Genomic DNA, 26,218 nt, shown 5'->3' with positions numbered 1-26,218 from the left:
GCGGTGCTTTTTTTGAGTATAACCTTAAAAGCTTTTTCGTGAGAAATGATTGACGTATTTCTAGAAATACGTTATATTATTTTCTGTAAACGGTTACATGAAATGGAGAGGGAAGAGAATGAGTACGATTAAAGACGTTGCAAAATTAGCAGGAGTATCTGTTGCTACCGTTTCCAGAGTGTTAAATAAAAATGGATATGTTCATGAAGATACATTAAAGAAAGTAGAACGAGCGATTGAGATGCTAGATTATAAACCTAGTACAGTAGCGCGTTCATTGTATAATAAAAAATCTCGTTTAATTGGCTTAGTTGTTCCAAATATCGTGAATCCATTCTTTCCAGAAGTTGCACGTGCCGTAGAAGATGTAGCGCATAAGCAAGGATACACAGTTGTCCTTTGTAACTCTGATGAGAGTTTAGAGAAAGAAAAGCAATATATTGATGTACTTAGGCAAAATAATGTGGATGGATTTATTGTAGCAACGAATCCACAAAATAGTGTTAATTACATGAAGTTGTCTGTTCCAGTTGTTGCAATTGACCGTATGTTTAATGAGCGTATCCCTACTGTATATGCAGATAACTATGCAGGGAGTCAGGCAGCGACAAATCTATTAATAGATAAAGGCTGTAAACATATTGCGCATATTCGCGGACCGCGTGACGTAAGCACGGCTAATGAACGTTTTGAAGGTTTTGTAGACGTTATTACGCAAAATAATCTTTCTTATATGATTGCAGAGAGTACATTTGATCCAGCTAATAGTGAGCGTGTAGCAGTGGAATTATTAGAAGAATACCCACATATTGATGGAATTGTTGCTGGAAATGATTTAATCGCAATAGGTATTGTAAAGGCTGCACTCCAAAAGGGGATTTCTATTCCAGATGATTTACAAATTATCGGATTCGATGGAATTTCTTTAACAGAAATGATGTATCCATCTATTACAACTGTTGCACAGCCAATTTATGAAATGGGGAAAATTGCAACAGAGCTGTTATTAGAGCAGATGGAAGGAAACGTATTAGAAGAGAAACACTATCGTTTACCGATTGAAATTATAGAACGAAATACAACAAAGTAAGGAGATGAAACAGATGCCAAATATTGCAGTGGTAGGTAGTATTTCAATGGACTTAGTGGCTGTTTCAAAAAAACGTCCGAAAGCAGGAGAAACAGTAATTGGTGAAGCATTTCATACAATCCCAGGAGGGAAAGGAGCCAACCAGGCAGTTGCTGCAGCTAGATTAGGCGCAAATGTAGCGATGGTTGGAGCGGTTGGAAATGATAATTATGGAACTGTAGTTAAGAACAATTTAGAGAACGAACGCGTTTTTATCGACTATGTGGTACCGGTTACAGATACGGCGACAGGAATTGCTCATATCGTTTTAGCAGAAGAGGATAACAGTATTGTTGTTGTGCAAGGGGCGAATGCTCTTGTAAATGAGTCGGTTGTAGATCGTTCAAAAGATCTTCTTATAAAAGCAGATATGGTTGTTCTTCAACTAGAGATTCCACTTGAAACAGTAAAATACGTATTAGCTATTTGTGAGGAACACAAAATCCCGGTTATGTTAAATCCAGCGCCAGCACAAGTGTTATCAGAAGATATTTTAGAAAAAGCAACTTATATTACACCAAATGAACATGAGTGCCGCATCGTATTAGATGATTTCATATCGCCAATTGAAGATTTACTGGCTAAATATCCAAATAAACTATTGATGACAGAAGGTTCTAACGGTGTTCGTTTCCATAATGGTAAGGAGATTGTACATGTTCCTAGCATTGCTGTTGATGTAGTAGATACGACTGGAGCTGGTGATACATTCAATGGTGCATTAGCAGTTGCGCTTTCTGAAGGAGAAACACTTCAAAAAGCAATTCGTTTTGCGAATATTGCTGGTGGTCTTTCTGTAACGAAACTTGGAGCACAGGGCGGTATGCCAACGAGAGATAGAGTACGTGAAGTGCAGGTGATTGTCGGATGAAAAAGCACGGTGTATTAAACAGTGAGATTGCATCAGTCCTTGCTTCACTTGGACATACAGATACGATTGTAATCGCAGACTGTGGGCTACCAATTCCTGACGGAGTAAAACGAATTGATTTAGCTGTTGAGATTGGAAAACCTAGCTTTTTAGACGTATTGCAAGTGGTATCTGATGATATGGCAATTGAAAAAGTAACGTTAGCAGAAGAAGTCATTAACAATAATGCGGAAGTAAATAAAGAAATCGAGCTGAAATTAATAGAGCCAGCGTTTGAATATGTATCGCATGAACAATTTAAAGAGCACACGAAGAAAGCGAAGGCGATTATTCGTACAGGAGAGGCTACTCCTTATGCCAATGTAATTTTACATGCGGGCGTGATTTTTTAATAAAAGGAAGTGATGGGAATGCGTATTGAAATGAAAAATATTTCAAAGGCGTTCAATGGTAATCCTGTTTTGAAGAATGCACAGTTTATGATTGAAACAGGGGAAGTCCATGCATTGATGGGGGAAAATGGAGCGGGCAAATCAACGCTCATGAAAATTTTAACAGGTGTATACAAAAAAGATGGTGGAACAATCACGATTGATGGACAAGAACGAACTTTTAAAAATGCGAAAGAAGCAGAAGAGTACGGTATTGCATTTATACATCAAGAATTGAACATATTATCGAATTTAACAGTAGCTGAAAATATGTTTCTCGGTAAAGAGTTAATGTATGGGAAGACAGGTATTTTGCGTACGCGTCAAATGAACGCGATTGCGCAGCAGCAACTAGCGGAGTTAGGGTTACATGTAAAAGGCGCTATGTTTGCAGGAGAGTTATCGGTTGGACAACAGCAAATTATCGAAATTGCGAAAGCGTTAATGACAAACGCGAGCGTTATTATTATGGATGAACCTACAGCTGCATTAACAGAACGCGAAATTGAAACGTTGTTTACTGTCATTAATAAATTACGTAAAGAAGGTGTTTCGTTCGTTTATATCTCACACCGAATGGAAGAAATTTTTTCAATATGTGATGCCATTACGATTTTACGTGATGGGGAATACGTAGGAAAGAGACTTATTCCGGAAACATCATTTGATGAAGTAGTGAGTATGATGGTGGGGCGTAGCATTGGTGAACGTTACCCAGAGCGAAATAGTCAAATTGGCGATGTCATTTTTGAGATGCGTAACGGAACGAAAAAAGGGAAGTTTGAAAATGTTTCGTTTCAAGTGAGAAAAGGTGAGATCCTTGGTGTTGCTGGCTTGATGGGAGCTGGCCGTACAGATATTATGAAAGCGATATTTGGATACGAACCTTTAGATTCTGGCCAAATTTTTATAAATGGACAAGAAGTAAAGATTGATAGTCCGATAGATGCGATTAGACAAAGAATAGCTTTCATTACAGAGGATAGAAAATCTGAAGGGTTAGTGTTAGATTTCTCAATTCGAGAAAATTTAGCTTTACCGAATTTAGAAAGTCTTTCAAAGGGAAGTGTCCTTAGTAACGAACTAGAACAACAGTTTACAGCGGATATGATGAAACTTCTTAATGTAAAAGCAGCTAGTGGAGAGCAAACGGTGAAATCTCTTTCTGGTGGAAATCAGCAAAAGGTTGTTATTGCAAAATGGCTAGGTATCCACCCGCAGTTACTCATTTTAGATGAGCCAACAAGGGGTGTAGATGTTGGAGCGAAAAAAGAAATTTACTCTATTATGAATAAGCTTACTGAGCAAGGCGATGCCGTTATTATGGTATCATCTGAGCTTCCAGAAGTTTTAGGAATGAGTGATCGCGTTCTTGTTATTCATGAAGGGAAGGTCGGCGGCATTTTAGAGAAAGGTGAGGCATCACAAGAGTCTATTATGGCACTAGCTACAGGGGGAGAGTAAGGATGGCTAAGAAGGGGAATGTATTACAACAACTCGGTTCTTTAATCGGTTTAGTATTAATTATCGTCGTAATTACAGCTTTAAATCCAGCATTTATTGAGATTCCAAATTTATTTAATATACTGCGTCAAGTATCGATTAATGCGCTTATTGCATTCGGAATGACCTTTGTAATTTTAACAGGGGGTATTGACTTATCGGTAGGTTCTATTTTAGCATTATCAAGTGCACTTGTTGCTGGAATGATGGCAAGTGGTATGGACCCGTTCCTTGCGATGGCAGTTGGATTATTAGCTGGTCTTGTAATGGGAATTGTAAACGGTATCATCATAGCGAAGGGAAAAGTAGCTCCATTTATTGCAACTTTAGCAACAATGACTATTTTTCGCGGGTTGACGCTTGTTTATATGGACGGACGTCCGATCACTGGTCTTGGTGATCATTTAATGTTCCAAATGTTTGGCCGCGGTTATTTTCTCGGTATTCCGGTACCAGCTGTTACAATGATGGTCGCTTTCGCAGTACTGTACTTCATTTTGAAGAAAACGACATTTGGTCGCCGTACATTTGCAATTGGTGGAAATGAAGAAGCAGCAGCATTATCAGGTATTAATGTTACGAGAATTAAAGTAATGATTTATGGTCTTTCCGGAATTTTGGCAGCGCTTGCAGGTATTGTCTTAACATCAAGACTAGATTCTGCACAGCCGACTGCAGGTACTTCTTACGAACTAGATGCAATTGCAGCAGTTGTATTAGGTGGAACAAGTCTTTCTGGGGGAAGAGGTTGGATTGTTGGTACATTCATCGGGGTACTTATTATCGGTGTACTAAATAACGGTTTAAATTTATTAGGTGTATCTTCTTTCTTCCAACAAGTTGTAAAAGGACTTGTAATCTTACTAGCTGTATTAATTGATCGTCGAAAAGAAGCGTAATGGAGGGACAGTTCATGAAGAAATGGTTACTTATACTCGTTGCATGTATTATGGTCATTACTGCTGGTTGTTCAATGGAACCACCAGAATGGGCAAAGGATTCTAGCGATAAAGGTCGAAATAAAACTATTAAAGTTGGATTCTCTGTTTCAACTTTAAATAATCCCTTCTTTGTAACTTTGAAAAAAGGTGCAGAAAAGAAAGCGAAAGATAGTGGCATCGAATTGATTGCTGTTGATGCACAAAATGATGCAGCAAAGCAAACGAACGATGTTGAAGATTTAATTCAAAAAGGTGTCGATGTAGTTGTTATTAATCCAACCGATTCAGATGCTGTTGCTTCAGCAGTAAGTGCGGCAAACGCCGCGAATGTCCCTGTTATTACAGTAGACCGCGTTGCAAATTCAGGTAAAGTTGTTTCTCACATTGCCTCTAATAATATTGAAGGTGGTCAAATGGCTAGTGATTACATTCGTGAATTAGTTGGCGGGGGAGCAAATGTTGCTGAATTAGAAGGAATACCTGGCTCTTCTGCTGCTCGTGAGCGCGGGAAAGGATTCCATAACGTAGCTGATAAATCTTTAAAAGTAGTTGCAAAACAAGCAGCTGATTTTGATAGAGCAAAAGGATTATCTGTTATGGAAAACATTTTGCAAGCAAATGGTGATATTAAAGCCGTGTTTGCGCATAACGATGAAATGGCATTAGGGGCACTTGAAGCATTGAAGTCTGCTGGAAAAACGGATGTAGTCGTTGTTGGGTTTGATGCAACAGAAGATGCTGTAAAAGCGGTTAAAGATGGGCGTATGGCTGCAACAGTTGCTCAAAAACCGGAATTAATCGGGGAGAAGGCGATGCAAACAGCAAAAGAAATCACGCAAGGTAAAAAAGTGGACAAATCTATTCCGATTGAATTAGAGCTTATTAAGAAAAACAAATAAATATAAATTGAAAATTAGGAAGGAAGAATAACAAATGAAATTCTTTATTGATACAGCAAACATTAACGAAATTAAAGAGGCAAATGCATTAGGCGTAGTAGCTGGAGTAACGACAAACCCATCACTTGTAGCAAAAGAAGGCGTAGATTTCCATGAGCGTATTCGTGAAATTTGCAGCTTTATAGAAGGACCTGTAAGCGCAGAAGTAATTAGCTTAGAAGCTGATAAAATGATTGAAGAAGGAAAAGAATTAGCGAAGATTGCTCCAAACGTTGTTGTAAAAGTACCAATGACAACAGAAGGTTTAAAAGCAGTAAAAGCATTCTCTGATTTAGGAATTCGTACAAACGTTACATTAGTATTCTCAGCAGTTCAAGCATTACTTGCAGCTCGTGCTGGTGCAACATATGTATCACCATTCTTAGGTCGCTTAGATGATATCGGTCATAACGGTATGGACTTAATCCGCCAAATCGCAGAAATCTTTGCAATTCACGGCATTGAAACAGAAATCATTGCAGCATCTGTACGTCACAGTGTTCACGTAACAGAAGCAGCATTAAACGGTTCACATATTGCAACAATCCCAGCAAACGTAATTGCTTCATTAGTGAAGCACCCATTAACAGATCAAGGAATTGAGAAGTTCTTAGCTGATTGGGAAAAAACACAAGAGAAATAATAGAAAATCAAGAATCCTAGTTTAATTGACTAGGGTTCTTTTTTTATTTAAAAGAATTTTCATGCAATTTTGCATATTGTCTTTTAAATTTGTTATATAAACTATTTAATATATACAAATCACTCTTTATTTTTTATATTTTGATATAAGAAGATAGAGGGTCTGACCAGAAAACTGGAGGGCATGATTCTATAACAGAAAGTTTAACGTTTATAGAATTATGCCTTTTTGTCCCGCATTAACGGTCAGTAAGATTCCCACCTCAAAATTCAGCTAGAGCAAAGAAGTTAGGTGGGAAATCAACTGCCCGTAACTGCCCGATTGGTGTGGGCTAATAATCAGTGGGGATGGACAAACTCCCCACTGATTAAAGTTTCACTGTATATAGGGAGGGCAGAAAGGAGAGCTTTTGATTTAAATGCACTTATTTATCTGAATTTTAAGTTTTATAAAAGGAGAGAAATAGAATGAGAAGAAAAGCGCCATTTAAAGTGTTATCATCATTAGCAATTGCGGCAATTATCGGATGCACATCTGTAATGAGTGCTCCGCTAGCATACGCAGAAACGCCAGCAAAAGAGAAAGACAATGTATCTACAACACCAATTGATTACAATTTAATTCAAGAAGATCGTTTGGCGGAAGCGCTGAAGGAAAGAGGAACAATAAATCCAGCATCTTCTAAAGAAGAAACGAAAAAAGCTGTAGAAAAGTATATTGAAAAGAAACAAGGCGATCAGGCAAATAAAGAAATTCTTCCAGCGGATACTGCTAAAGAGGCATCTGATTTCGTGAAAAAAGTAAAAGAGAAGAAAATGGAGGAAAAGGAGAAAGTAAAGAAACCTGAAAAAAAGGTGAGTCCTGAGCAAAAACCAGAACCAAATAAAAAGCAATTGAATGGACAAGTCCCAACTTCTAAAGCAAAGCAAGCGCCTTATAAGGGATCTATTCGAACTGATAAAGTATTAGTATTACTCGTTGAATTTAGTGATTATAAACATAATAATATTGATCAAACACCAGGGTATATGTATTCGAATGACTTTAGTAGAGAGCATTATCAAAAAATGTTATTTGGTAATGAACCGTACACGTTATTTGATGGTTCGAAAGTAAAAACATTTAAACAATATTATGAAGAGCAATCTGGCGGTAGTTATACGACAGATGGATATGTAACGGAATGGCTAACTGTTCCAGGAAAAGCGTCTGACTACGGTGCTGATGGTAGTAGTGGTCACGATAATAAAGGACCAAAAGGGGCACGTGATTTAGTGAAAGAAGCTTTACATGCAGCCGCTGAGAAAGGGTTAGATTTATCTCAATTTGATCAATTTGATAGATATGATACAAATGGTGATGGAAATCAAAATGAACCTGATGGTGTAATTGATCATTTAATGGTAATCCATGCTGGTGTCGGTCAAGAAGCTGGTGGCGGTAAATTAGGCGATGATGCAATTTGGTCACATCGTTCAAAATTAGCAATAGATCCAGTAGCGGTTGAAGGTACAAAATCAAAGGTAGATTACTTTGGTGGAAAAGTAGCGGCGCATGATTATACAATTGAACCAGAAGATGGAGCAGTAGGTGTATTTGCGCATGAATTTGGACATGATCTTGGCTTACCAGATGAATATGATACGAAATATACTGGAACTGGTTCACCTGTCGAAGCGTGGTCATTAATGAGTGGAGGTAGTTGGACAGGGAAAATTGCAGGAACAGAGCCAACTAGTTTCTCACCACAAAATAAAGACTTCTTACAAAAGAATATGGGTGGCAACTGGGCAAAAATTTTAGAAGTAGATTACGATAAAATTAAGCGTGGAGTAGGAGTTCCTACATATATTGATCAAAGTGTTACGAAATCCAATCGTCCAGGCGTTGTACGTGTTAACTTACCAGGTAAAAGTGTTGAAACGATTAAACCGGAGTTTGGAAAGCATGCATATTATAGTACAAGAGGAGATGATATGCATACAACACTAGAGACACCATTCTTTGATTTAACAAAAGGAACAAATGCAAAATTCGATTATAAAGCAAATTATGAGTTAGAAGCAGAGTGCGATTTTGTCGAAGTGCATGCAGTAACAGAAGATGGAACGAAAACATTAATTGATAGACTTGGAGAAAAAGTAGTCCAAGAAGATAAAGATACAACAGATGGAAAATGGATGGATAAATCATATGATTTAAGTCAATTTAAAGGGAAGAAAGTGAAACTGCAATTCGATTATATTACAGATCCGGCTGTAACATATAAAGGTTTCGCGATGGATAATGTAAATGTAACTGTTGATGGACAAGTTGTATTTTCTGATGATACAGAAGGACAGGCTAAAATGAATTTAAATGGTTTTGTTGTTTCTGATGGGACAGAAAAGAAGGCTCATTATTACTACTTAGAGTGGAGAAACTATGCGGGATCAGATAATGGATTAAAAGCAGGAAAAGGTCCAGTGTATAATACAGGTCTTGTCGTTTGGTATGCAGATGATAGCTTCAAAGATAACTGGGTTGGGGTGCATCCAGGTGAAGGATTCATTGGTGTTGTGGATTCGCATCCAGAGGCATTTGTTGGCAATTTAAACGGAAGACCAACTTACGGTAATACAGGTATGCAAATTGCAGATGCTGCATTTTCATTTGATCAAACACCAGCATGGAGTGCAAATTCATTAACACGTGGACAGTTTAACTATTCTGGATTACAAGGTGTTACAACATTTGATGATTCAAAAGTATATAGTAACAAACAAATTGCAGATGCAGGAAGAAAAGTTCCAAACCTTGGACTTAAATTCCAAGTTGTTGGACAAGCGGATGATAAGTCTGCAGGTGCTGTTTGGATTAAGCGTTAATAAAATGGAAATTTAATCAGTCGGAGGTGTTCATCCCCAATGATTATTAGCACACACTTCCTCGTATTCGTCGAATTTCGAGGCGGGATTCTTACTGTCCGCAAATAGCGAGATAAAATAAAAGCACATTCTTCATTCGAAGGATGTGCTTTTTCTTTGTACATTAAGGTATTAATTTATCTATGTGTAGTGTATCAAATTATGTGGGGAAAAGAAGTATTTCCGAGGAAATTGTCGAAAGGATTTCTTTGTTTTTTATGAGAATTGACTCGAAGAACTTTCAGTATATCGGATGGGAATTAATTATTTTAATATGGTAAATGTTCTAATTGGAAAAAAAGTAAATACATATTTTTCAAGGTTTTACTAATTTAAGGTGTCGAAATTTAATTATTTAAAAAAAATAAAATTATATATTGCTTTTAGTTTTTGTTTTAAGTAAAATTCATAGGGAATTAATAAGATAATAGTTTAGTAGTTTAATGTAATATTCTTTCGGAAAAAGAAAAGTAGCACGTAGTAAATTTTTAATTTGCAAGTAAAGGGAGAGTAAAGTAATTGAAAGCATGGAAAAATGTATCGTTTGTTATGAAAAGTAGTATCTTTTTATTATGTTTAACTTGTATGTTTTTTATTGTGCCAAGTACAAATGCGAGTGCAGAAACAGTTAAAATTTATCTAGATCCAGGGCATGGGGGAACAGATACAGGTGCTATTGGAAATGGTTTGAAAGAGAAGGATTTAACATTAGATATTGCTTTGCGAATTCGTAATATTTTAAATTCTGAGTATACAGGTCATGAGATTAGAATGAGCCGTACAAGTGATGTGTATCCTACATTAGCACAAAGAACGAATGATGCTAATCAGTGGGGAGCAAACTTCTTCTTATCTGTGCATATCAATAGTGGTGGAGGAACAGGCTATGAGGATTACAGTTATCCGAATGTAGGTGCTCCTACTACAACGTATCACCAATTGATTCATCAAGAAATTATGAAAACAACTGATTTTGTTGATCGAGGAATGAAAACAAGTAATTTTCATGTGTTAAGAGAGACAAATATGCCTGCAATATTGACTGAAAATGGATTTATTGATCGAGCTGAGGATGCTGCAAAGCTTGCCAATGCGGATTTCAGAGAGCAGCTTGCAAGAGGACATGTAAATGGATTAGTAAAATCATTTAATTTACAAAAGAAAACATTCTTACTTCGTGTAAAGGCACCTGAATTATACTATTATAACCAACCTGATTGGAATGCAAAAGCAGGGACTGTGAAACAGGGAGATGTGTTTACTGTTGTAGAAACATTAACTGTGAATGGTTCGAAAATGTATAAATTAAAATCTGGAAATTATATAACTGCGAATCCAGCATATGTTGAAATTATAAATTAAAAGGCTATACATAGAAAGACAATGATGGAATTAACCCATCATTGTCTTTTTTACTTTGCTTTTTACTTTGCTTTTTTCTTTACTTTTTATTTTGCTTCTTACATAAATCATTCCAGCGAATGTTAATAAGAATGCAGTTCCGATAACGAAGCTGACGCTAGGGGATGCCCCGATTGCACCAACTGTAAAGGATCCAGCAACAACTCCTAATGAGAAGAAAGCATAAAACAATCCGAATGCTTTTCCGCGCTTATCATCTGTCGTATTTTCAACAAGTAATGCATTTATCGATGGGAAAAGGATAGCGAATCCAATGCCATAAATCATCATAACGATAAAGAGCATACCTTTTGTTGCGAATAATCCAAGTAAAGATAACGCGAATGCCATTACTGCAATACCAATTAGCATGAGTTTTGAACGATTAAATCGATCATAAATACGGTTTGTTGGCAGCAAGAAGAAGAGGATGGCGGTAATGCCGAATACACTTAACATCATGCCTGTTGTAGATGCTTTAAGTGCTAATGCCTCAACTTTCACTGGTAGCATATAAGTGACAATTCCTTGTGAAAACATTAGCGTGAAAGCACCAATATATGCTTGCAATAACGGTTCTGATTTCAATAGTTCAATCATATCCTCTTTGTTCATCATTTGTGTTCTTGAAGTATCTTTTCTTGATACGTTATTTGGTAAGAAGAATAGAGATACGATTGTACCAAGGACCATTAAAATAGAAATGGTAATGAACACCCACTCTATACCAGCAGTTGCTTTCATAATTCCACTGAAAGCCGGTCCTACAATTGCCGCTGTTCCAACAGCAGCACCAGATAGAGCCATTGCCTTACCTTGTCTTGCTGAATTTGTTTGTTTTGATAAAAACGTAAAGGCAGCAGGAATTAAAAATCCGTCACTAAAGCCGTGCATAAAGCGCACAACTAATAGTTGTCCACCACTTTGAACAACGGTGTATAACAAGACTATGAAACTCGTAAGTCCCATGCTTATATAAAGTATTTTTTTTGCACCAAATTTATCGACAGCAGCGCCAGCAATAATATTACCGATCATATTAGCGAATGAGTACATACCGACAACTAGCCCAATAATAAGGGGAGATCCTCCAAGACTTTGAGCGAACGTACTCATAATAGGTAATTGTGAAAATGTATCTAGAAACGCTACGATAACAATAAAGTAAATAAAATATTTCAAGCGATATTCACCTCTCCTATGCTATTATGGCATAATGCTAATTTCAACCGCAATGAAATTAGCATTCACAGATGTGGAAAAAAGTACAAAGTGACAAAATATTGAACGTTATTTGTTAAAATTTAGTGGAAATGAGATTGTTTTTTTGAAATATATGGATAGAAGTATTATAATAGATTTGTAAACTTCACCAGGTTAAGTATATACGTAGAGAGGGATGTATAAAATGAAAGCATTACTTTGGCATAATCAACGCGATGTACGAGTAGAAGAAGTACCAGAACCAACTGTAAGACCAGGAGCAGTTAAGATTAAAGTGAAATGGTGTGGTATCTGCGGAACAGACTTGCATGAATATTTAGCAGGACCTATTTTTATTCCAACAGAAGAGCACCCATTAACACACGTAAAAGCACCGGTTATTTTAGGTCATGAGTTTAGTGGTGAGGTAGTTGAAATCGGTGAAGGCGTTACTTCTCATAAAGTGGGAGATCGCGTCGTTGTAGAACCAATTTATTCTTGTGGTAAATGTGAAGCTTGTAAACATGGACATTACAATGTTTGTGAACAACTTGTTTTCCACGGTCTTGGCGGAGACGGCGGCGGTTTCTCTGAATATACAGTAGTACCAGAAGATATGGTCCACCATATTCCTGATGAAATGACGTATGAACAAGGTGCACTTGTAGAACCAGCAGCGGTAGCAGTTCATGCAGTACGTCAAAGTAAATTAAAAGAAGGGGAAGCTGTAGCAGTATTTGGTTGTGGTCCAATTGGACTTCTTGTCATTCAAGCAGCTAAAGCAGCAGGAGCAACTCCTGTGATTGCAGTAGAACTTTCTAAAGAACGTCAAGAGTTAGCAAAATTAGCAGGTGCGGATTATGTATTAAATCCAGCTACTCAAGATGTACTAGCAGAAATTCGTAACTTAACAAATGGTTTAGGTGTAAATGTGAGCTTTGAAGTAACAGGTGTCGAAGTAGTACTTCGTCAAGCGATTGAAAGTACAAGCTTTGAAGGACAAACTGTAATTGTTAGTGTGTGGGAAAAAGATGCGACAATTACGCCAAACAACCTTGTACTAAAAGAAAAAGAAGTTATCGGTATTCTTGGATACCGTCATATCTTCCCAGCTGTTATTAAATTGATTAGCTCTGGCCAAATTCAAGCAGAGAAATTAATTACGAAAAAAATTACAGTGGATCAAGTTGTTGAAGAAGGATTTGAAGCACTTGTAAAAGATAAAACACAAGTGAAAATTCTTGTTTCACCTAAATAATAGAGAATAGTAAAAAGTAGCTCTTTTCTAGAAATAGAAGAGGGCTACTTTTTTTCTATACAGAAAGGTGATAGACTTTCCTTTAACTACAGGTATTTTGTTTGGAAGGGGAAGTCTAATGCTTTCATTTATGTTGACATTGAAACGAATGCTAAAAGCTTGTTTACGAGCGTGGAAAGATAAAGAATTTCAAGTATTATTCGTATTAACATTTTTAACATTAACATCTGGTACGATTTTTTATAGTACAGTTGAAGGATTACGTCCTCTTGACGCTTTATATTTTAGTGTGGTCACGTTGACGACTGTCGGTGATGGGAATTTTAGTCCGCAAACTGATTTCGGAAAGGTATTTACAATCTTATATATCTTTATTGGGATTGGATTAGTGTTTGGATTTATTCATAAGTTGGCAGTTAATGTACAACTACCAAGTATATTATCGAATAGAAAAAAAGAGTAAAGCATGTGGATGCTTTACTCTTTTTTTACATTAGTTTAGACAATCATTCGTAGTAGCTTAACAATACTTTATTACAATATAAGTGCATTTATTCATTATATTCACTAAGTATAAAGTTATAATGATATGAACATTTGCATATTTTAATTTATTGATAGAAATTTCATGAAAGGTGGGATATTCTAGTCATAGGTTAACCGGACGATATCATAGGATCCTAACAAAAGTTTACAATAATTCAATTATAAAATGGAGGATTTCAGATGAAAAAGAAAGTACTTGCTTTAGCAGCAGCTATTACATTAGTAGCGCCGTTACAAAGTGTTGCATTTGCTCATGAAAACGATGGGGGAAGTAAAATAAAAATAGTTCATCGCTGGTCTGCTGAAGATAAACATAAGGAAGGCGTAAACTCTCATTTATGGATTGTAAACCGCGCCATTGATATTATGTCTCGCAATACAACACTTGTAAAACAAGATCGAGTTGCACAATTAAATGAATGGCGTACGGAATTAGAAAATGGTATTTATGCTGCTGACTATGAAAATCCTTATTATGATAATAGCACATTTGCTTCACATTTCTATGATCCAGACAATGGAAAAACATATATTCCATTTGCAAAGCAGGCAAAAGAAACTGGCGCTAAATATTTTAAATTAGCTGGTGAATCATATAAAAATAAAGATATGAAACAAGCATTCTTCTATTTAGGATTATCTCTTCATTATTTAGGAGATGTAAACCAACCGATGCATGCGGCAAACTTTACAAATCTTTCGTACCCACAAGGATTCCATTCTAAATATGAAAACTTTGTAGATACGATAAAAGATAATTATAAAGTAACGGATGGAAATGGATATTGGAACTGGAAAGGTACAAATCCAGAAGAGTGGATTCACGGAGCGGCAGTAGCAGCGAAACAGGATTACGCTGGCATTGTAAATGATAATACGAAAGATTGGTTCGTAAAAGCAGCTGTATCACAAGAATATGCAGATAAATGGCGCGCTGAAGTTACACCAATGACAGGTAAGCGATTAATGGATGCACAACGTGTTACTGCCGGATACATTCAGCTTTGGTTTGATACGTACGGAGATCGTTAAGTATTAAAAAAAGGTCAAATCTCACAATAGAGTATTTGGCCTTTTTATAACTAATACATGGAGGTATGAAACGTGAAAGGAAAATTGCTAAAAGGTGTACTTAGCTTTGGGATTGGTTTAGGAGTTTTATACGGAGGATCTTCAGCTCAAGCAGAAACGTCTACAAATCAAAATAATACTTTGAAAGTGATGACACATAATGTGTACATGCTATCAACAAATTTATATCCGAACTGGGGACAAAGTGAGCGTGCTGATTTAATTGGGGCGGCAGATTATATAAAGAATCAAGACGTTGTTATATTAAATGAAGTGTTTGATAATAGCGCATCAGATCGTTTGTTAGGGAATTTGAAGAAAGAATATCCAAATCAAACAGCGGTATTAGGTCGTAGTAACGGAAATGAATGGGATAAAACGTTAGGTAGCTATTCATCTTCAACTCCTGAAGATGGGGGCGTTGCAATCGTGAGTAAATGGCCGATTGTTGAAAAGATTCAATATGTATTTGCAAAAGGATGCGGGCCAGATAATTTATCGAATAAAGGATTTGTATACACGAAAATTAAGAAAAATGATCGTTTCGTTCATGTAATCGGGACGCATTTGCAGGCTGAAGATAGTATGTGCGGAAAAACTTCACCTGCATCTGTACGTACAAATCAGTTAAAAGAAATTCAAGACTTTATTAAAAATAAGAATATACCAAATGACGAGTACGTCCTATTTGGTGGTGATATGAACGTGAATAAAATAAATGCAGAGAACAATAGTGACTCAGAGTACGCATCCATGTTCAAAACATTACACGCTTCTATTCCATCTTATACAGGACATACAGCAACTTGGGATGCGACAACAAACAGTATAGCAAAATATAATTTCCCTGATAGCCCTGCCGAGTATTTAGATTATATTATCGCAAGTAAAGACCATGCGAATCCGTCATTTATAGAGAATAAAGTATTACAACCGAAATCTCCACAGTGGACTGTTACATCATGGCTTAAAAAATATACATATAATGATTACTCTGATCATTATCCAGTAGAGGCGACTATTTCTATGAAATAGTCCTAAAAAAGTTTCTTCTTAATAGGAAGAAACTTTTTTATTTTGTAGAGGAAATTTCAACTTTCTTTCCAATATGTATAAGACATATTGAAAAGAGGAGAGAAAAATGTGGATCGAGGAATTTTTAAAGAGGTTCCATTACCGTGTGCATTTTTGGATGAAGTGGCTTTAGATAGAAATATTCAATCGATTATAGAATTAAGTGGGAATAAGAAGATTCGTATAGCGAGTAAATCGTTACGTTCTGTTCCAGTTATGCAAAAGATTTTAGCTACAAATGATCGATTTCAAGGTATTATGTGTTTTTCACCTAGAGAGGCTTTGTTTTTAATTGAACAAGGATTCAATGATTTATTGCTCGGATATCCTGTTTATGATGAAAGAGCTTTACATGAAATAAGTTTACTAACCAAGAAAGGGCTTATTATAACTTGTATGGTGGATTGTGAAGAGCATGTTGTTTATTTAGAAAAAATTGCTGAGAAGTCTAATGGTTGTTTTCGTGTTTGTTTGGATATTGATATGAGTAGTCATTTTTTTCAATTTCATTTTGGGGTCAAAAGATCACCAGTAAAAGATGTGCAAAGTGCTTTGAAAATAGTGAGAAGGGTAAAAGAATCATCATGTTTAATACTAGATGGTGTAATGGGATATGAAGCCCAAATTGCTGGGGTAGGAGACAACATACCAAATCAACGAGTGAAAAGTAAAGTGATTTCGTATTTAAAGAAGAAGTCAGTGTTAGAAGTTAAAGGAAGAAGAGGACATATCGTAAAAGAAATACAAAACCTAGGTATTGAACTAAGGTTTGTAAATGGGGGAGGAACAGGAAGTATAAAAACAACTGGGCAAGATAATTCAGTTTCAGAGATTACAATAGGTTCTGCTTTTTATGCCCCGAAGCTGTTTGATTATTATAAAGAGGTGCAATTTCATCCAGCTGTCGGATTTGCTTTACCAGTTGTGCGTAAACCAGCCCCGTTTATTTACACTTGTTTAGGTGGTGGATATATTGCCTCAGGTGCAATCGGGAAAGATAAAGAACCTGAGATTTGGAGACCAAATGGTGCCAAACTATTAGCTTTAGAAGGCGCTGGCGAAGTGCAAACACCGATTTTTTATAACGGTGAGGAACGAGTAGAGATAGGAGATTCTATCTTGTTTCGCCATAGTAAAGCTGGAGAGTTATGTGAGCGTTTTCCTTTTTTATATCGTGTGAAAGAAGGAGAGATTGTTGGGGAGTATTCAACATATCGGGGGGATGGCCAATGCTTTCTATAAAGGGACAAAAATGGAGAAATTGGACAGGGAATGTAGAAGGAACGCCGCATTATACGATGTATCCAGAAAGTATACAAGATGTAGTAGAAGTTGTAGGGCTTGCTCGAAAAAAAGGGAAGAAAATTCGTGTTGTCGGTTCAGGACACTCGTTTACACCTCTTGTGCAAACGGAAGAAATTTTAGTTTCTTTAGATGAATTGAAAGGTATTTTGGATATGGATGCAGAGAAGATGGTTGCCGAAGTATGGGCAGGAACAAAGTTACATGATTTAGGGAAGTTGCTTGAAGAAAAAGGTTATGCCCAAGAAAATTTAGGGGATATTGATTTGCAATCGATTGCAGGAGCGATTAGTACAGGGACTCATGGAACGGGTATTACCTTTGGAAGTTTATCAACACAAGTTATAGAGATTACCGCAGTTTTATCTACAGGTGAGAGTATAGTTTGTTCGGAAACTGTGAATGTGGAATATTGGAGAGCCTTTCAGTTGTCGCTTGGGATGCTAGGTATCATTGTAAAGATAAAATTGAAAGTTATCGGGGCGTATTCACTTGTGTATGAAAGTGAAAAACAGTCACTATCTACTGTAATGAACAAATTAGAAGAATATAAGAAGAATCGCCATTTTGAGTTTTTTGTTTTTCCTTATTCAGATGAAGTACAAGTGAAATTTACAAACGAAACAACGGGTAAAAAAGGTGACTTGAAATGGCATAAACTAAAGGTAGAGTTGCTTGAAAATAAGATGTTTTCTTTGCTATCTAAAGGATGTAAATGGTTTCCTTCTATAAGTAAAGGAGTAAGTCGATTATCGGCTAAAGCTGTACCGAATACAAAGATAGTTGGTCCGAGTTATGAAGTATTTGCTACGTCGCGTGCGGTTCCATTTTATGAAATGGAGTATAGCGTTCCTTCAAAGTATATGCGGACCGTTGTAGAAGAAATTTCAAACCTTATTGAAAAGAAAAAGTATAAAGTGCACTTCCCAATTGAATGCCGTTATGTGAAAAGGGATGATATATGGCTCAGTCCAGCGTATGGAAGGGATTCAGCGTATATTGCTGTTCATATGTATAAAGGTATGAAGTATGCGGCTTATTTTGGTGAGGTGGAGAAAATTTTTCTAAAGTATGAGGGACGCCCGCATTGGGGGAAAATGCATACGTTAACGTACGAAAAATTACAAAGTATATATCCAGAATTGCATTCGTTTCTAAAGGTGAGGAAGTTATTAGATGAAGCAGAAATGTTTTCAAACCCTTACACAGAAAAATTATTTACGATTATGAAAAAAAGCTGACAAAGTATTACTTGTCAGCTTTTTTTAGTATGATCGCATTTCTTGTTTGACTAATACGCTCGTAAAATAGTAATTTATCACGACTAAATACATGTAATAAAACATGAATAATAAATAGACCGTTAATTACAAATTGGAATAATAGTATAACTAGTAATACTAAAGGCTCTGTATGATTTAAGATAGAGCTACTCGAAAGAATATAATTGATTCCGCCTAAAATGAAATAGAATATCCCGTAACGAATGAATAATTCTTTTAGTGTAATATGCTCTGCTTGTCCTTTAATATAAATCCGAAGCAACGCTTTTCCTATTGTTCTTCCATTTGTAAAGTATGGAATGATAATAAAGTAAATTAAGATTGAACATGTAATGAAAAGGAGTTCGTATACATTTGTATAAGATTGGATGTTAGCAATAAATAGTGAATTTCCTTTATTTTTAATGAAAGGTACAACGATAGATAAGAAAATCCAATCAATTTGCATAGCGATGAGACGACGAATAAATCCAACTGGTTTCGTTTCTAAATCAATATGAATATCTAATTCACTTGTTTTCGGAAGGAAGTACGTAAATATTGGTGCAATGATAAAACCAATTACGCCGCCTAGCGTGTTTAAAAACAAATCGTCAATATCAAATAAGCGATAGGCACAATTATAAATACCATATAATCCAGTTACTTGTGTTAACTCAAAGAACAGTGAAAGGCAAAAAGAAATGCACACTGTTTGTAAGAAGCTACGTCGGAAGTAATAACGTAAGTACATACCGAACGGAACGGTTAGTAGAACGTTAAAAGCAACTTGTAAAAACGCAGATTCCTTTAATAAATAGAAGTAGGTAGCTGGCTTCGTTAAAATCGCCGAGGTATGATTACTAATCTCTTGTATGAAATAAAATGGTGATAGTTGCATATGTTGCGTATTAGCCGGTTGTAGGCTACAAGTATCATACGTTTGTGGTAACGGCAAAATCACAAGGAAATAGGCATTTAATAAGTAAAGTAATAATGAATATAAAATAAATGAACGCCATTTATTTAAATAACCGTATTTACGATAATTAAATATTAAAAAAGGGATTAATAGAAACATTGCTAAAATAGGAAATAAAATAAATGCTGTTTTTACTGGAAATAAATATGCAGTCAAAATGAAGCTCCTTTCAATGAAAATTCGTTTATCATTATAACGTTAAAAGAGTCTAAAAACAAAATTAAAATATTTCGAAATAGAAAAAATTACAAATCTCAACGGAATTAAGCTATACTAAATTTAATATAAGGATATTATGATTATCATAAGTTGAGAGAGGGTACAAGATATGCGATATGAGCTTTTTTCTGTAAGTGGGGATCATATTACAACTTTTGAAAGTGCGTGGCGCTTTCAAGAGGGAGAACAGATCTTTGTTCATGATGATCAAACAAAACGAAATTTTATTATTATCCGCCTAACGCATGATGTATTTCAACAAAATAAACATGTTATTCGTTTGTATTGTCAAGAAAAGAAAGTATACGCATAAGAGGGGCAAAGATATAAAAAAGCGAGTCATCCTAGTTTAATAGAATGACTCGCTTTTCGCTTTGTAAGTTTCACTTTATAAGAAAATAAGAGTAAGTACACCTACGATAATGCAATAGAAAGAGAAATATTTTAAATTTCCTTTTGCCATAATGTTCATAAACCATTTTAACGAAATATACGTCATAATAAATGTTGCGATAAATGCAACGACATATGGTACGAATAATGTGTCTAGATTTGGATCTTTTGCAATGTCTGTAATACTTAGTAATAAACCACCTAAGCTAACAGGGATATATAGTAAGAATGAGAAACGAAGGGCTGTTTCTTGCTTCATACCAAGTAGCATCGCTGCTACGATTGTTGCACCTGATCGGCTTATTCCAGGAATTAGTGCGCAAGCTTGTGCTAATCCGACGATGATTGCATCTTTCATAGAAAGGTCGCCATCATTTTTACGCCCACGCAAGTTTCTAATAATCCAAAGGCCGACAGCAGTAATAAGGAGGGAAATCCCAACCATCTTCACACCTTTTAAGTACTGATCGATGTAATCTTTAAATAAAACACCAATAACACCTGCTGGAATGGTCGCAATAACAAGATAAATAATAAAGAAGAAATCTGATTTTGCGTCTTCTGCTCTTGTAAATATATAAGATAGACCATTCTTCGTTAGACGAATTAAATCATTTCTATAAATAAGTAATACAGCTAATAATGAAGCTGAATTAACAAGTAGTTCGAAGCTAAACCCTTCTATTTTTAGTCCTAGCAAATGCTGTGCTAAAACGAGGTGACCGCTTGAAGAAATCGGAATTGGTTCTGTTAGTCCTTGGAACAGACCAAGAATTAAATATTTTAAAATGTAATTAAATTGTTCCATAAAAACCTCCTTGTTTATTAGTCGAAAGAAACAACTTGTTCATTATAACAAAGATACGGATGAATATTGAGAAGAAATAAATATTCAAAATATAATAAAAACCCCTTATAGCGCGCTATAAGGGGTTTTTATTATTAATGAGAAGCCGCTGTTTCTTGAAGACCTTTAGTCAATTGAACATCGACTTTTTCGGCATCATGAATATGGTTCATAATAGTAGTATTTAATTTTTGGAACATTTGTTGTGTATTAGCGAATTCTCGTAATATATCATCATTACAAGATTTTTGGTTTTCGATAGCTTTAATAACATTTGTAGCACCATTTTGTAACGTTTGAATCATAATTAAAATATTTTCAATTCTAGCGTTTGTATCGGCACTCATTTCTACACCTTCATCGACTAAATGTAAATTATCTTTTGTGTTATCGTATGCTTTTTCAATTTCTTCTTGAATTTTTTTCGTTAAGTTGCCGATGTTTTTTGTACTTTCCGCTGTACTTTCCGCTAGCTTTCTTACTTCATTAGCAACGACAGCGAATCCTTTACCGTGCTCTCCAGCGCGCGCAGCTTCAATACTCGCATTTAAAGCAAGTAAATTCGTTTGTGCTGCAATGTTTTGAATGACTTCTACAATTTGCTCGATTTCTTTTGAACGTTCACTTAAATGATTCATACTGTTAGACGTACGCTGAGATTGTTCACCTAATTTGTTAATTACAATAAGTAAACGGTGAACAGATTCTTTTCCTTCATTAGAACAGTCAATAATTTCTTCAATAGATTGAATTAAGCTTTGTTCTTTTTGTAACATTTCGTTATTCAATTCATTGGAATGTGTAGTACGAGTTGAAACATTTTCGAAACATGAGTTTAATTGTTGAACTAAATTTTGAAGTGTATGGTGTTGATTATTTACAAGTTGATGCTCTTGAACGACGTTTTGCACACGGTCGTGAATAGAAGAAATGATCACTTGTTTTTCAGTATCTTTTTGTTTTAATTCTGCTTCTAGTTCTTGTATACGATTTTCTAATTGATCAATTTTATGTAGAAGTGATTTTTTTTGAGTAAACATATATTTATTTCAACCGCCTTTAGAAGTTATATTTTCTCTATATTTGGATTTTAGCATCTTTTATAATTTTTAAATATAGGAATTGTTAAATATTTAAGAATCTATTACATTTTATGCATAATTCCCTTTTTTTCGTCATGAAAAATAAACTGTATTTAATGGTATTGTAAACAAACTGTAAAATAAATCATGTATAACTGTATAAGAAGGGAGTCGGATTATGAACTATTTTAAGCGAATCAGTAGTCTAGTATTAGCAGGAATTATCGGTCTTTCTAGTACAGTCGCTGTAAAAGCAGAGTCAAACGACGAGAAACTTAACAACATGCAACAGCAATTGCAGCAAAACGATGCAGATATGCAAAAGAAAGAGCAAGAGAAGCAAGCTGTTAGTAAAGAAATTCAAGGTATCGAAAACGAACTACATAATTTAAATAATACAATTGCAAAAAATAAAGAGGATCAAGCTGCTATTCAACGTAAAATTGATGAAACACATAAGCAGATTGAGCAAAAAAAGAATGAAATTGTCGTTTTAGAGGATAAAGTCCTTGCTCGTAAGGATATTATGAGAAAACGTATGGTTTCTGTTCAAAACAGTTCAAATACAAGTTTAGTAGTGGAAGTTGTAGTAGAGTCAAAAAACTTTGCAGATTTCTTACAACGTATGAACGCAGTTTCTACTATTCTAGAAGCTGATAAAGAAATTTTACGTCTACAAGAACAAGATCTTCGTCAAATTGAAGAGGATAAGAAAACAATTGATGAAAAAGAAGCATCTTTAGTAGTAGACAAACAAAAATTAGCAAAAGCACAAGCTGAGTTGCAGGATAACTTGAAAAAGCGTCAAGATAACTTACAAACAGTTCAAGCTAAATATAATCAGATTGCAAGCCAACTTAATTTAGCAGCAGAAGAAAAAGCTAAAATTGAGTCAAATATGAAGGCAGTACAAGAAACGATTGCTCGTGAGCAAGAAGCAGCAAGAATTGCAGCAGAAGAGCGTGCGAAAGCAGAAGCGGCTGCAAAGGCTGAGCGAGAAGCTTTAGTGAAAGCACAAGCAGAAATTGCTGAAAAACAAAAGCAAGAGAAAGCTAATAAACCAGCTGAACCTGCTGCTAATAATAATTCGAAGGTAGAACCTGCACAACCTTCGAAGCCAACTGCTGGTGGAAGAGAAATCTATGTACATGCAACAGCTTATACAGCAGATCCAGCTGAAAATGGCTATGCGCCAGGACAACAAGTTTATTCTGCATGGGGAGGCTATAATCTAACTGCAAACCCAGGAATGAAATTAATTGCTGTAGATCCAAGTGTTATTCCATTAGGTTCTACTGTATATGTTGAAGGTTATGGACAAGCAATTGCAGCAGATACTGGTGGCGCGATTAAAGGTCACAAAATCGATGTTTTAATGCCGGATAAAGCTTCGTCTAGTAATTGGGGCAGAAAAAATGTTAAAGTTACAATTTTAAACTAAAACGTAATCCAACTTTACAAAACGTAAAGTTGGATTTTTTTGTGAAAATAATGTTAAGCTGAGTTTACATTTTGTTAAGGATAGCATACAATGATGGTAAGAGGTGGTAAATTTGACCATTTGCAATAAGGTGAAAGAATTAAGAGCTCGCTTTAATTTTACGCAAAGTGTATTAGCAGAAAAGGTAGGAGTGACGAGACAAACGATCGCTGCAATTGAAAAAGGGGATTACGTTCCTTCATTGTTACTAGCATTGACGATTTGTGATGTATTCGAGTTAAAGATGGAAGATGTGTTTGTTTTAAATAAGGAGGGGAAAGAGGATGAATAGAATTATTGCTTCATATATCATAAATTTATTTTACAGTGTATTGGCATGCTGGGCATTTGTAGAGTTTTATGATTTTTATATACAGTTTGCTGATATTATTGAAAATGAGAATTTGTCATCTAAAATAACAATGAGTTTGACACCTGTTGTATTACTATTTATTGTAGCTATCATATTAGCGTTTTTTAAAAGATTGCATAAGAAGAAATATAAAAAATCATCATTGCGATTGTATCCTTTATTATTTCCCCAAGAGGATGAACGTGAGAAGGATATTACAGATAGAGCATGTCGAACAACATTTGTATCATTGTGGTTTGTATTACCTTGTGCACTAGGATTATTAATATTTACACCTGTAGCAAATTTGTATATTCCAGCGTATCCTTTATATGTTGTATATTTGATTTATTTGACTCAAGTGACAGTATTCCACGTATCACTATACAGAAATAAATTAGCTTAAAAAGAAACCTTCTTGCCCCGGCAAGAAGGTTTCTTTTCAGCTAATACTTGTACATATAGCAATATTATCTTATCATTTTATATAGAGTAAGATTTTGTAGGGGAAAGGAATTGTATATGAATAAGCAAAGAATTTATAGTATAGTAGCAATTCTGCTATTTGTTGTAGGTGGCGTGTTAATCGGAAAGCCATTTTATGATGGATATCAGGCTGAAAAGAAACAGACTGAAAATGTACAGGCTGTTCAAAAGATGGATTATGAAAAACATGAGACGGAATTTGTAGATGCTTCGAAAATTAATCAGCCAGACTTGGCAGAAGTAGCGAATGCATCATTAGATAAGAAACAAGTAATTGGTCGTATTTCGATCCCGAGTGTTTCATTAGAAATTCCTGTTTTAAAATCTTCTACTGAGAAAAACTTATTATCAGGTGCAGCAACAGTAAAAGAAAATCAAGTAATGGGAAAAGGGAACTATGCATTAGCAGGACATAACATGTCTAAAAAAGGTGTTTTATTTAGTGACATAGCGTCTCTAAAAAAAGGCGATAAAATTTATTTGTATGACAATGAAAATGAATATGAGTATGCGGTTACTGGTGTATCTGAAGTAACTCCTGATAAATGGGAAGTTGTAGAGGATCATGGGAAAGATGAGATAACGCTTATTACATGTGTATCAGTGAAAGATAATTCTAAACGTTATGTTGTTGCTGGTGATTTAGTAGGAACAAAGGCGAAGAAGTAAAAAAGAAGGTCAACTCTTTAAAGAGTTGACCTTCTTTTTTACTAATGTTGAGAAATAATAGAATATTTTAGTTGGTATTCAAGTATTTTTCTATTTATGTATAATGAAGTTAGAATTCAAGATTTTGGGAGGAACAAGAGTGAGACAACAGGTGAAGAAACTTCTTTTAACAACGAGTATAGCGTTATTGGTAGCTCCAATTTCAGCTTATGCGCATCCAGGGCGTACAGATGCTAATGGCGGACATACGTGTCGTACAAATTGTGAGAAATGGGGATTACAGTACGGGGAATATCATTATCACAATAAACCAGCTTCTAGTAGTGGTGCAACGAGCCCAGCTCCTAGCCAGAATAATAATAGTACTGTAGAAGCTGAGAGACAAGCAGAAGCACAGCGCAATACTGAGGCTGAAAAACAACGTGCTGCAGAAGCACAGCGCAACGCTGAGGCTGAAAAACAACGTACTGCAGAAGCACAGCGTAAAGCTGAAGAAGAGAGACAACGTGTAGCCGAGGAACAGAGAAAAGCTGATATGGAAAAAGGTCAACTTGAAGGTCAAAAGAATGGAGAAACTGATTTTAAAGCAGGAAAAAATGATGCAGAAGTGCATGTAGCTGGAAAATCTGATGCATATAAACAAGCGTTTAAAGCGACTTATGCAGCCGCATGGTCTTTAGAAGAGCAGAAAAAAACGTATTTTGAAAAAGGAAAAGAACAAGGTTTAGCACAAGAGACGATGGACGATAGTCAAGTTGCTCCAGAGTTTAAGGTAAACTTTGCAGACGGGTTCAAAGTAGGGAATAAAGAAAGAACAGAAAACATTGAAAAAGAGCAAGCTGAATTAGGGGAAAAGACAGGGAAAGAACTAGCTGAAAAGAATCCTGGAAATAGAGAGAAAGAAGTATACGTGAAGGCATATGAAACAGCCTATGAAAAAGGGTATAAGTCTACAAAAAAGGCAGTAGAAAAGGCTGGCTATAAGTATGCGTTTGAAAACTATGATTTAAAGGTACCTGCTAAATATGAAAAGAATGAATCGTTAAAAAAATGGTTTGTTGAAGGATTCAAATCGAATAAAAAAGCGGCTGACATTCGAGAAGAAGGATATAAAAAAGGAGACAGTTGGCTTGCATTCTTCTATAAGAATTTTGTTCCAAGTGAATATAAAGAACATAAAGAGCTGTACGAACAAGCGATAGAAAAAGGTAAGAATGCATAAAAAAAGA

Annotated in this window: 25 protein-coding genes; 21 read left to right on the top strand and 4 right to left on the bottom strand. The window is 35.5% G+C overall.

Features of this window, described 5'->3' with window-relative positions:
• Nucleotides 1-118 precede the first annotated feature (118 nt).
• The 9 genes from rbsR to QEP67_RS24540 all read left to right on the top strand — a co-directional run bounded on the left by rbsR (nt 119) and on the right by QEP67_RS24540 (nt 10,724).
• On the top strand, nt 119-1,090 hold the full coding sequence (rbsR, locus tag QEP67_RS24580) for a ribose operon transcriptional repressor RbsR (protein ID WP_000104030.1): 972 nt from the start codon (nt 119-121) through the stop codon (nt 1,088-1,090).
• 13 nt (nt 1,091-1,103) lie between these two features.
• Nucleotides 1,104-2,000 (top strand): ribokinase, encoded by an 897-nt coding sequence (rbsK, locus tag QEP67_RS24575; RefSeq protein WP_001132877.1) that lies wholly within the window; start codon nt 1,104-1,106, stop codon nt 1,998-2,000.
• Nucleotides 1,997-2,392: a D-ribose pyranase gene (gene rbsD, locus QEP67_RS24570; protein WP_000716164.1), complete on the top strand. Its 396-nt coding sequence runs from the start codon at nt 1,997-1,999 to the stop codon at nt 2,390-2,392. The genes rbsK and rbsD overlap by 4 nt, the downstream gene beginning before the upstream one ends.
• Nucleotides 2,393-2,410: 18 nt before the next feature.
• Nucleotides 2,411-3,895 (top strand): ribose ABC transporter ATP-binding protein RbsA, encoded by a 1,485-nt coding sequence (gene rbsA / locus QEP67_RS24565; RefSeq protein ID WP_001217678.1) that lies wholly within the window; start codon nt 2,411-2,413, stop codon nt 3,893-3,895.
• A 2-nt stretch (nt 3,896-3,897) separates the two neighbouring features.
• Nucleotides 3,898-4,833: a ribose ABC transporter permease gene (rbsC, locus tag QEP67_RS24560; RefSeq protein WP_001074645.1), complete on the top strand. Its 936-nt coding sequence runs from the start codon at nt 3,898-3,900 to the stop codon at nt 4,831-4,833.
• Between the two features lie 14 nt (nt 4,834-4,847).
• A complete protein-coding gene (gene rbsB, locus QEP67_RS24555; protein ID WP_000758981.1) occupies nt 4,848-5,774 on the top strand; it encodes a ribose ABC transporter substrate-binding protein RbsB in 927 nt (308 codons plus the stop codon).
• A 34-nt stretch (nt 5,775-5,808) separates the two neighbouring features.
• The gene (gene fsa, locus QEP67_RS24550; protein WP_000667669.1) at nt 5,809-6,456 is read left to right on the top strand and encodes a fructose-6-phosphate aldolase; all 648 of its coding nucleotides are present in this window, start codon (nt 5,809-5,811) and stop codon (nt 6,454-6,456) included.
• A 467-nt stretch (nt 6,457-6,923) separates the two neighbouring features.
• Nucleotides 6,924-9,323, top strand: a complete 2,400-nt coding sequence (gene inhA2, locus QEP67_RS24545; RefSeq protein ID WP_001252965.1) for a M6 family metalloprotease immune inhibitor InhA2 — start codon at nt 6,924-6,926, stop codon at nt 9,321-9,323.
• Nucleotides 9,324-9,881: 558 nt separating this feature from the next.
• Nucleotides 9,882-10,724 (top strand): N-acetylmuramoyl-L-alanine amidase, encoded by an 843-nt coding sequence (locus QEP67_RS24540; RefSeq protein WP_000649234.1) that lies wholly within the window; start codon nt 9,882-9,884, stop codon nt 10,722-10,724.
• Between the two features lie 30 nt (nt 10,725-10,754).
• Here the strand turns inward: QEP67_RS24540 and QEP67_RS24535 are convergent, their stop codons facing one another.
• Nucleotides 10,755-11,945: an MFS transporter gene (locus QEP67_RS24535; protein WP_353706456.1), complete on the bottom strand. Its 1,191-nt coding sequence runs from the start codon at nt 11,943-11,945 to the stop codon at nt 10,755-10,757.
• Nucleotides 11,946-12,171: 226 nt separating this feature from the next.
• Here QEP67_RS24535 and bdhA point away from each other — a divergent pair, with 226 nt between their 5' ends.
• The 6 genes from bdhA (at nt 12,172) to QEP67_RS24505 (ending at nt 18,458) form a co-directional block, all read left to right on the top strand.
• A complete protein-coding gene (bdhA, locus tag QEP67_RS24530) occupies nt 12,172-13,224 on the top strand; it encodes a (R,R)-butanediol dehydrogenase (RefSeq protein ID WP_000645832.1) in 1,053 nt (350 codons plus the stop codon).
• A 118-nt stretch (nt 13,225-13,342) separates the two neighbouring features.
• Nucleotides 13,343-13,687: a potassium channel family protein gene (locus tag QEP67_RS24525; protein WP_000948239.1), complete on the top strand. Its 345-nt coding sequence runs from the start codon at nt 13,343-13,345 to the stop codon at nt 13,685-13,687.
• A gap of 263 nt (nt 13,688-13,950) precedes the next feature.
• A complete protein-coding gene (cerA, locus tag QEP67_RS24520; protein ID WP_000731008.1) occupies nt 13,951-14,802 on the top strand; it encodes a phospholipase CerA in 852 nt (283 codons plus the stop codon).
• 72 nt (nt 14,803-14,874) lie between these two features.
• Nucleotides 14,875-15,876, top strand: coding sequence for a sphingomyelinase C (gene sph / locus QEP67_RS24515; RefSeq protein WP_000676775.1), 1,002 nt, complete (start codon nt 14,875-14,877; stop codon nt 15,874-15,876).
• A 108-nt stretch (nt 15,877-15,984) separates the two neighbouring features.
• Nucleotides 15,985-17,157 (top strand): amino acid deaminase/aldolase, encoded by a 1,173-nt coding sequence (locus QEP67_RS24510; RefSeq protein WP_000373767.1) that lies wholly within the window; start codon nt 15,985-15,987, stop codon nt 17,155-17,157.
• Nucleotides 17,145-18,458 (top strand): D-arabinono-1,4-lactone oxidase, encoded by a 1,314-nt coding sequence (locus tag QEP67_RS24505; protein WP_000948941.1) that lies wholly within the window; start codon nt 17,145-17,147, stop codon nt 18,456-18,458. The genes QEP67_RS24510 and QEP67_RS24505 overlap by 13 nt, the downstream gene beginning before the upstream one ends.
• Nucleotides 18,459-18,465: 7 nt before the next feature.
• On the opposite strand, the gene QEP67_RS24500 is transcribed toward QEP67_RS24505, so the two are convergent.
• Nucleotides 18,466-19,617: a VanZ family protein gene (locus QEP67_RS24500; protein ID WP_000128051.1), complete on the bottom strand. Its 1,152-nt coding sequence runs from the start codon at nt 19,615-19,617 to the stop codon at nt 18,466-18,468.
• 172 nt (nt 19,618-19,789) lie between these two features.
• On the opposite strand from QEP67_RS24500, the gene QEP67_RS24495 reads away from it, so the two are divergent.
• Nucleotides 19,790-19,993: a hypothetical protein gene (locus QEP67_RS24495; protein WP_001268332.1), complete on the top strand. Its 204-nt coding sequence runs from the start codon at nt 19,790-19,792 to the stop codon at nt 19,991-19,993.
• A gap of 75 nt (nt 19,994-20,068) precedes the next feature.
• Here QEP67_RS24495 and QEP67_RS24490 read toward each other — a convergent pair whose 3' ends face one another.
• Both QEP67_RS24490 and QEP67_RS24485 read right to left on the bottom strand, forming a co-directional pair.
• Entirely contained in the window at nt 20,069-20,881 is an 813-nt protein-coding gene (locus tag QEP67_RS24490) for an undecaprenyl-diphosphate phosphatase (protein WP_151035276.1), read from the bottom strand.
• A 134-nt stretch (nt 20,882-21,015) separates the two neighbouring features.
• Entirely contained in the window at nt 21,016-21,960 is a 945-nt protein-coding gene (locus QEP67_RS24485; protein ID WP_000495002.1) for a methyl-accepting chemotaxis protein, read from the bottom strand.
• Between the two features lie 220 nt (nt 21,961-22,180).
• Here QEP67_RS24485 and QEP67_RS24480 point away from each other — a divergent pair, with 220 nt between their 5' ends.
• From QEP67_RS24480 to QEP67_RS24460, 5 genes are all read left to right on the top strand, one after another.
• The gene (locus QEP67_RS24480; RefSeq protein ID WP_001105801.1) at nt 22,181-23,443 is read left to right on the top strand and encodes a 3D domain-containing protein; all 1,263 of its coding nucleotides are present in this window, start codon (nt 22,181-22,183) and stop codon (nt 23,441-23,443) included.
• A 112-nt stretch (nt 23,444-23,555) separates the two neighbouring features.
• Nucleotides 23,556-23,774 (top strand): helix-turn-helix transcriptional regulator, encoded by a 219-nt coding sequence (locus QEP67_RS24475; protein WP_000150858.1) that lies wholly within the window; start codon nt 23,556-23,558, stop codon nt 23,772-23,774.
• On the top strand, nt 23,767-24,240 hold the full coding sequence (locus QEP67_RS24470; RefSeq protein ID WP_001079775.1) for a hypothetical protein: 474 nt from the start codon (nt 23,767-23,769) through the stop codon (nt 24,238-24,240). Before QEP67_RS24475 ends, QEP67_RS24470 begins: the two co-directional genes overlap by 8 nt.
• 116 nt (nt 24,241-24,356) lie before the next feature.
• Nucleotides 24,357-24,989: a class A sortase gene (locus QEP67_RS24465; protein ID WP_002108795.1), complete on the top strand. Its 633-nt coding sequence runs from the start codon at nt 24,357-24,359 to the stop codon at nt 24,987-24,989.
• A gap of 139 nt (nt 24,990-25,128) precedes the next feature.
• Nucleotides 25,129-26,211, top strand: coding sequence for a YHYH domain-containing protein (locus QEP67_RS24460; protein ID WP_001249822.1), 1,083 nt, complete (start codon nt 25,129-25,131; stop codon nt 26,209-26,211).
• The last annotated feature ends 7 nt before the right edge of the window (nt 26,212-26,218 follow it).

Origin of the sequence: Bacillus cereus group sp. MS39 (assembly GCF_040448665.1) — a bacterium.
In the GTDB taxonomy this organism is placed as follows: domain Bacteria; phylum Bacillota; class Bacilli; order Bacillales; family Bacillaceae_G; genus Bacillus_A; species Bacillus_A wiedmannii.
This window is presented reverse-complemented; position numbering and strand designations above follow the sequence as displayed.

What these genes read in the sequence shown, in the direction of transcription:
- inhA2 (WP_001252965.1), top strand. Translation starts at nt 6,924, where the DNA reads ATGAGAAGAAAAGCGCCATTTAAAGTGTTATCATCATTAGCAATTGCG.
- QEP67_RS24485 (WP_000495002.1), bottom strand. Translation starts at nt 21,960, where the DNA reads ATGTTTACTCAAAAAAAATCACTTCTACATAAAATTGATCAATTAGAA.
- rbsR (WP_000104030.1), top strand. Translation starts at nt 119, where the DNA reads ATGAGTACGATTAAAGACGTTGCAAAATTAGCAGGAGTATCTGTTGCT.
- cerA (WP_000731008.1), top strand. Translation starts at nt 13,951, where the DNA reads ATGAAAAAGAAAGTACTTGCTTTAGCAGCAGCTATTACATTAGTAGCG.
- rbsK (WP_001132877.1), top strand. Translation starts at nt 1,104, where the DNA reads ATGCCAAATATTGCAGTGGTAGGTAGTATTTCAATGGACTTAGTGGCT.
- fsa (WP_000667669.1), top strand. Translation starts at nt 5,809, where the DNA reads ATGAAATTCTTTATTGATACAGCAAACATTAACGAAATTAAAGAGGCA.
- rbsA (WP_001217678.1), top strand. Translation starts at nt 2,411, where the DNA reads ATGCGTATTGAAATGAAAAATATTTCAAAGGCGTTCAATGGTAATCCT.
- rbsC (WP_001074645.1), top strand. Translation starts at nt 3,898, where the DNA reads ATGGCTAAGAAGGGGAATGTATTACAACAACTCGGTTCTTTAATCGGT.
- QEP67_RS24495 (WP_001268332.1), top strand. Translation starts at nt 19,790, where the DNA reads ATGCGATATGAGCTTTTTTCTGTAAGTGGGGATCATATTACAACTTTT.
- QEP67_RS24480 (WP_001105801.1), top strand. Translation starts at nt 22,181, where the DNA reads ATGAACTATTTTAAGCGAATCAGTAGTCTAGTATTAGCAGGAATTATC.
- bdhA (WP_000645832.1), top strand. Translation starts at nt 12,172, where the DNA reads ATGAAAGCATTACTTTGGCATAATCAACGCGATGTACGAGTAGAAGAA.
- QEP67_RS24525 (WP_000948239.1), top strand. Translation starts at nt 13,343, where the DNA reads ATGCTTTCATTTATGTTGACATTGAAACGAATGCTAAAAGCTTGTTTA.
- QEP67_RS24505 (WP_000948941.1), top strand. Translation starts at nt 17,145, where the DNA reads ATGCTTTCTATAAAGGGACAAAAATGGAGAAATTGGACAGGGAATGTA.
- QEP67_RS24470 (WP_001079775.1), top strand. Translation starts at nt 23,767, where the DNA reads ATGAATAGAATTATTGCTTCATATATCATAAATTTATTTTACAGTGTA.
- QEP67_RS24465 (WP_002108795.1), top strand. Translation starts at nt 24,357, where the DNA reads ATGAATAAGCAAAGAATTTATAGTATAGTAGCAATTCTGCTATTTGTT.
- rbsD (WP_000716164.1), top strand. Translation starts at nt 1,997, where the DNA reads ATGAAAAAGCACGGTGTATTAAACAGTGAGATTGCATCAGTCCTTGCT.
- QEP67_RS24490 (WP_151035276.1), bottom strand. Translation starts at nt 20,881, where the DNA reads ATGGAACAATTTAATTACATTTTAAAATATTTAATTCTTGGTCTGTTC.
- rbsB (WP_000758981.1), top strand. Translation starts at nt 4,848, where the DNA reads ATGAAGAAATGGTTACTTATACTCGTTGCATGTATTATGGTCATTACT.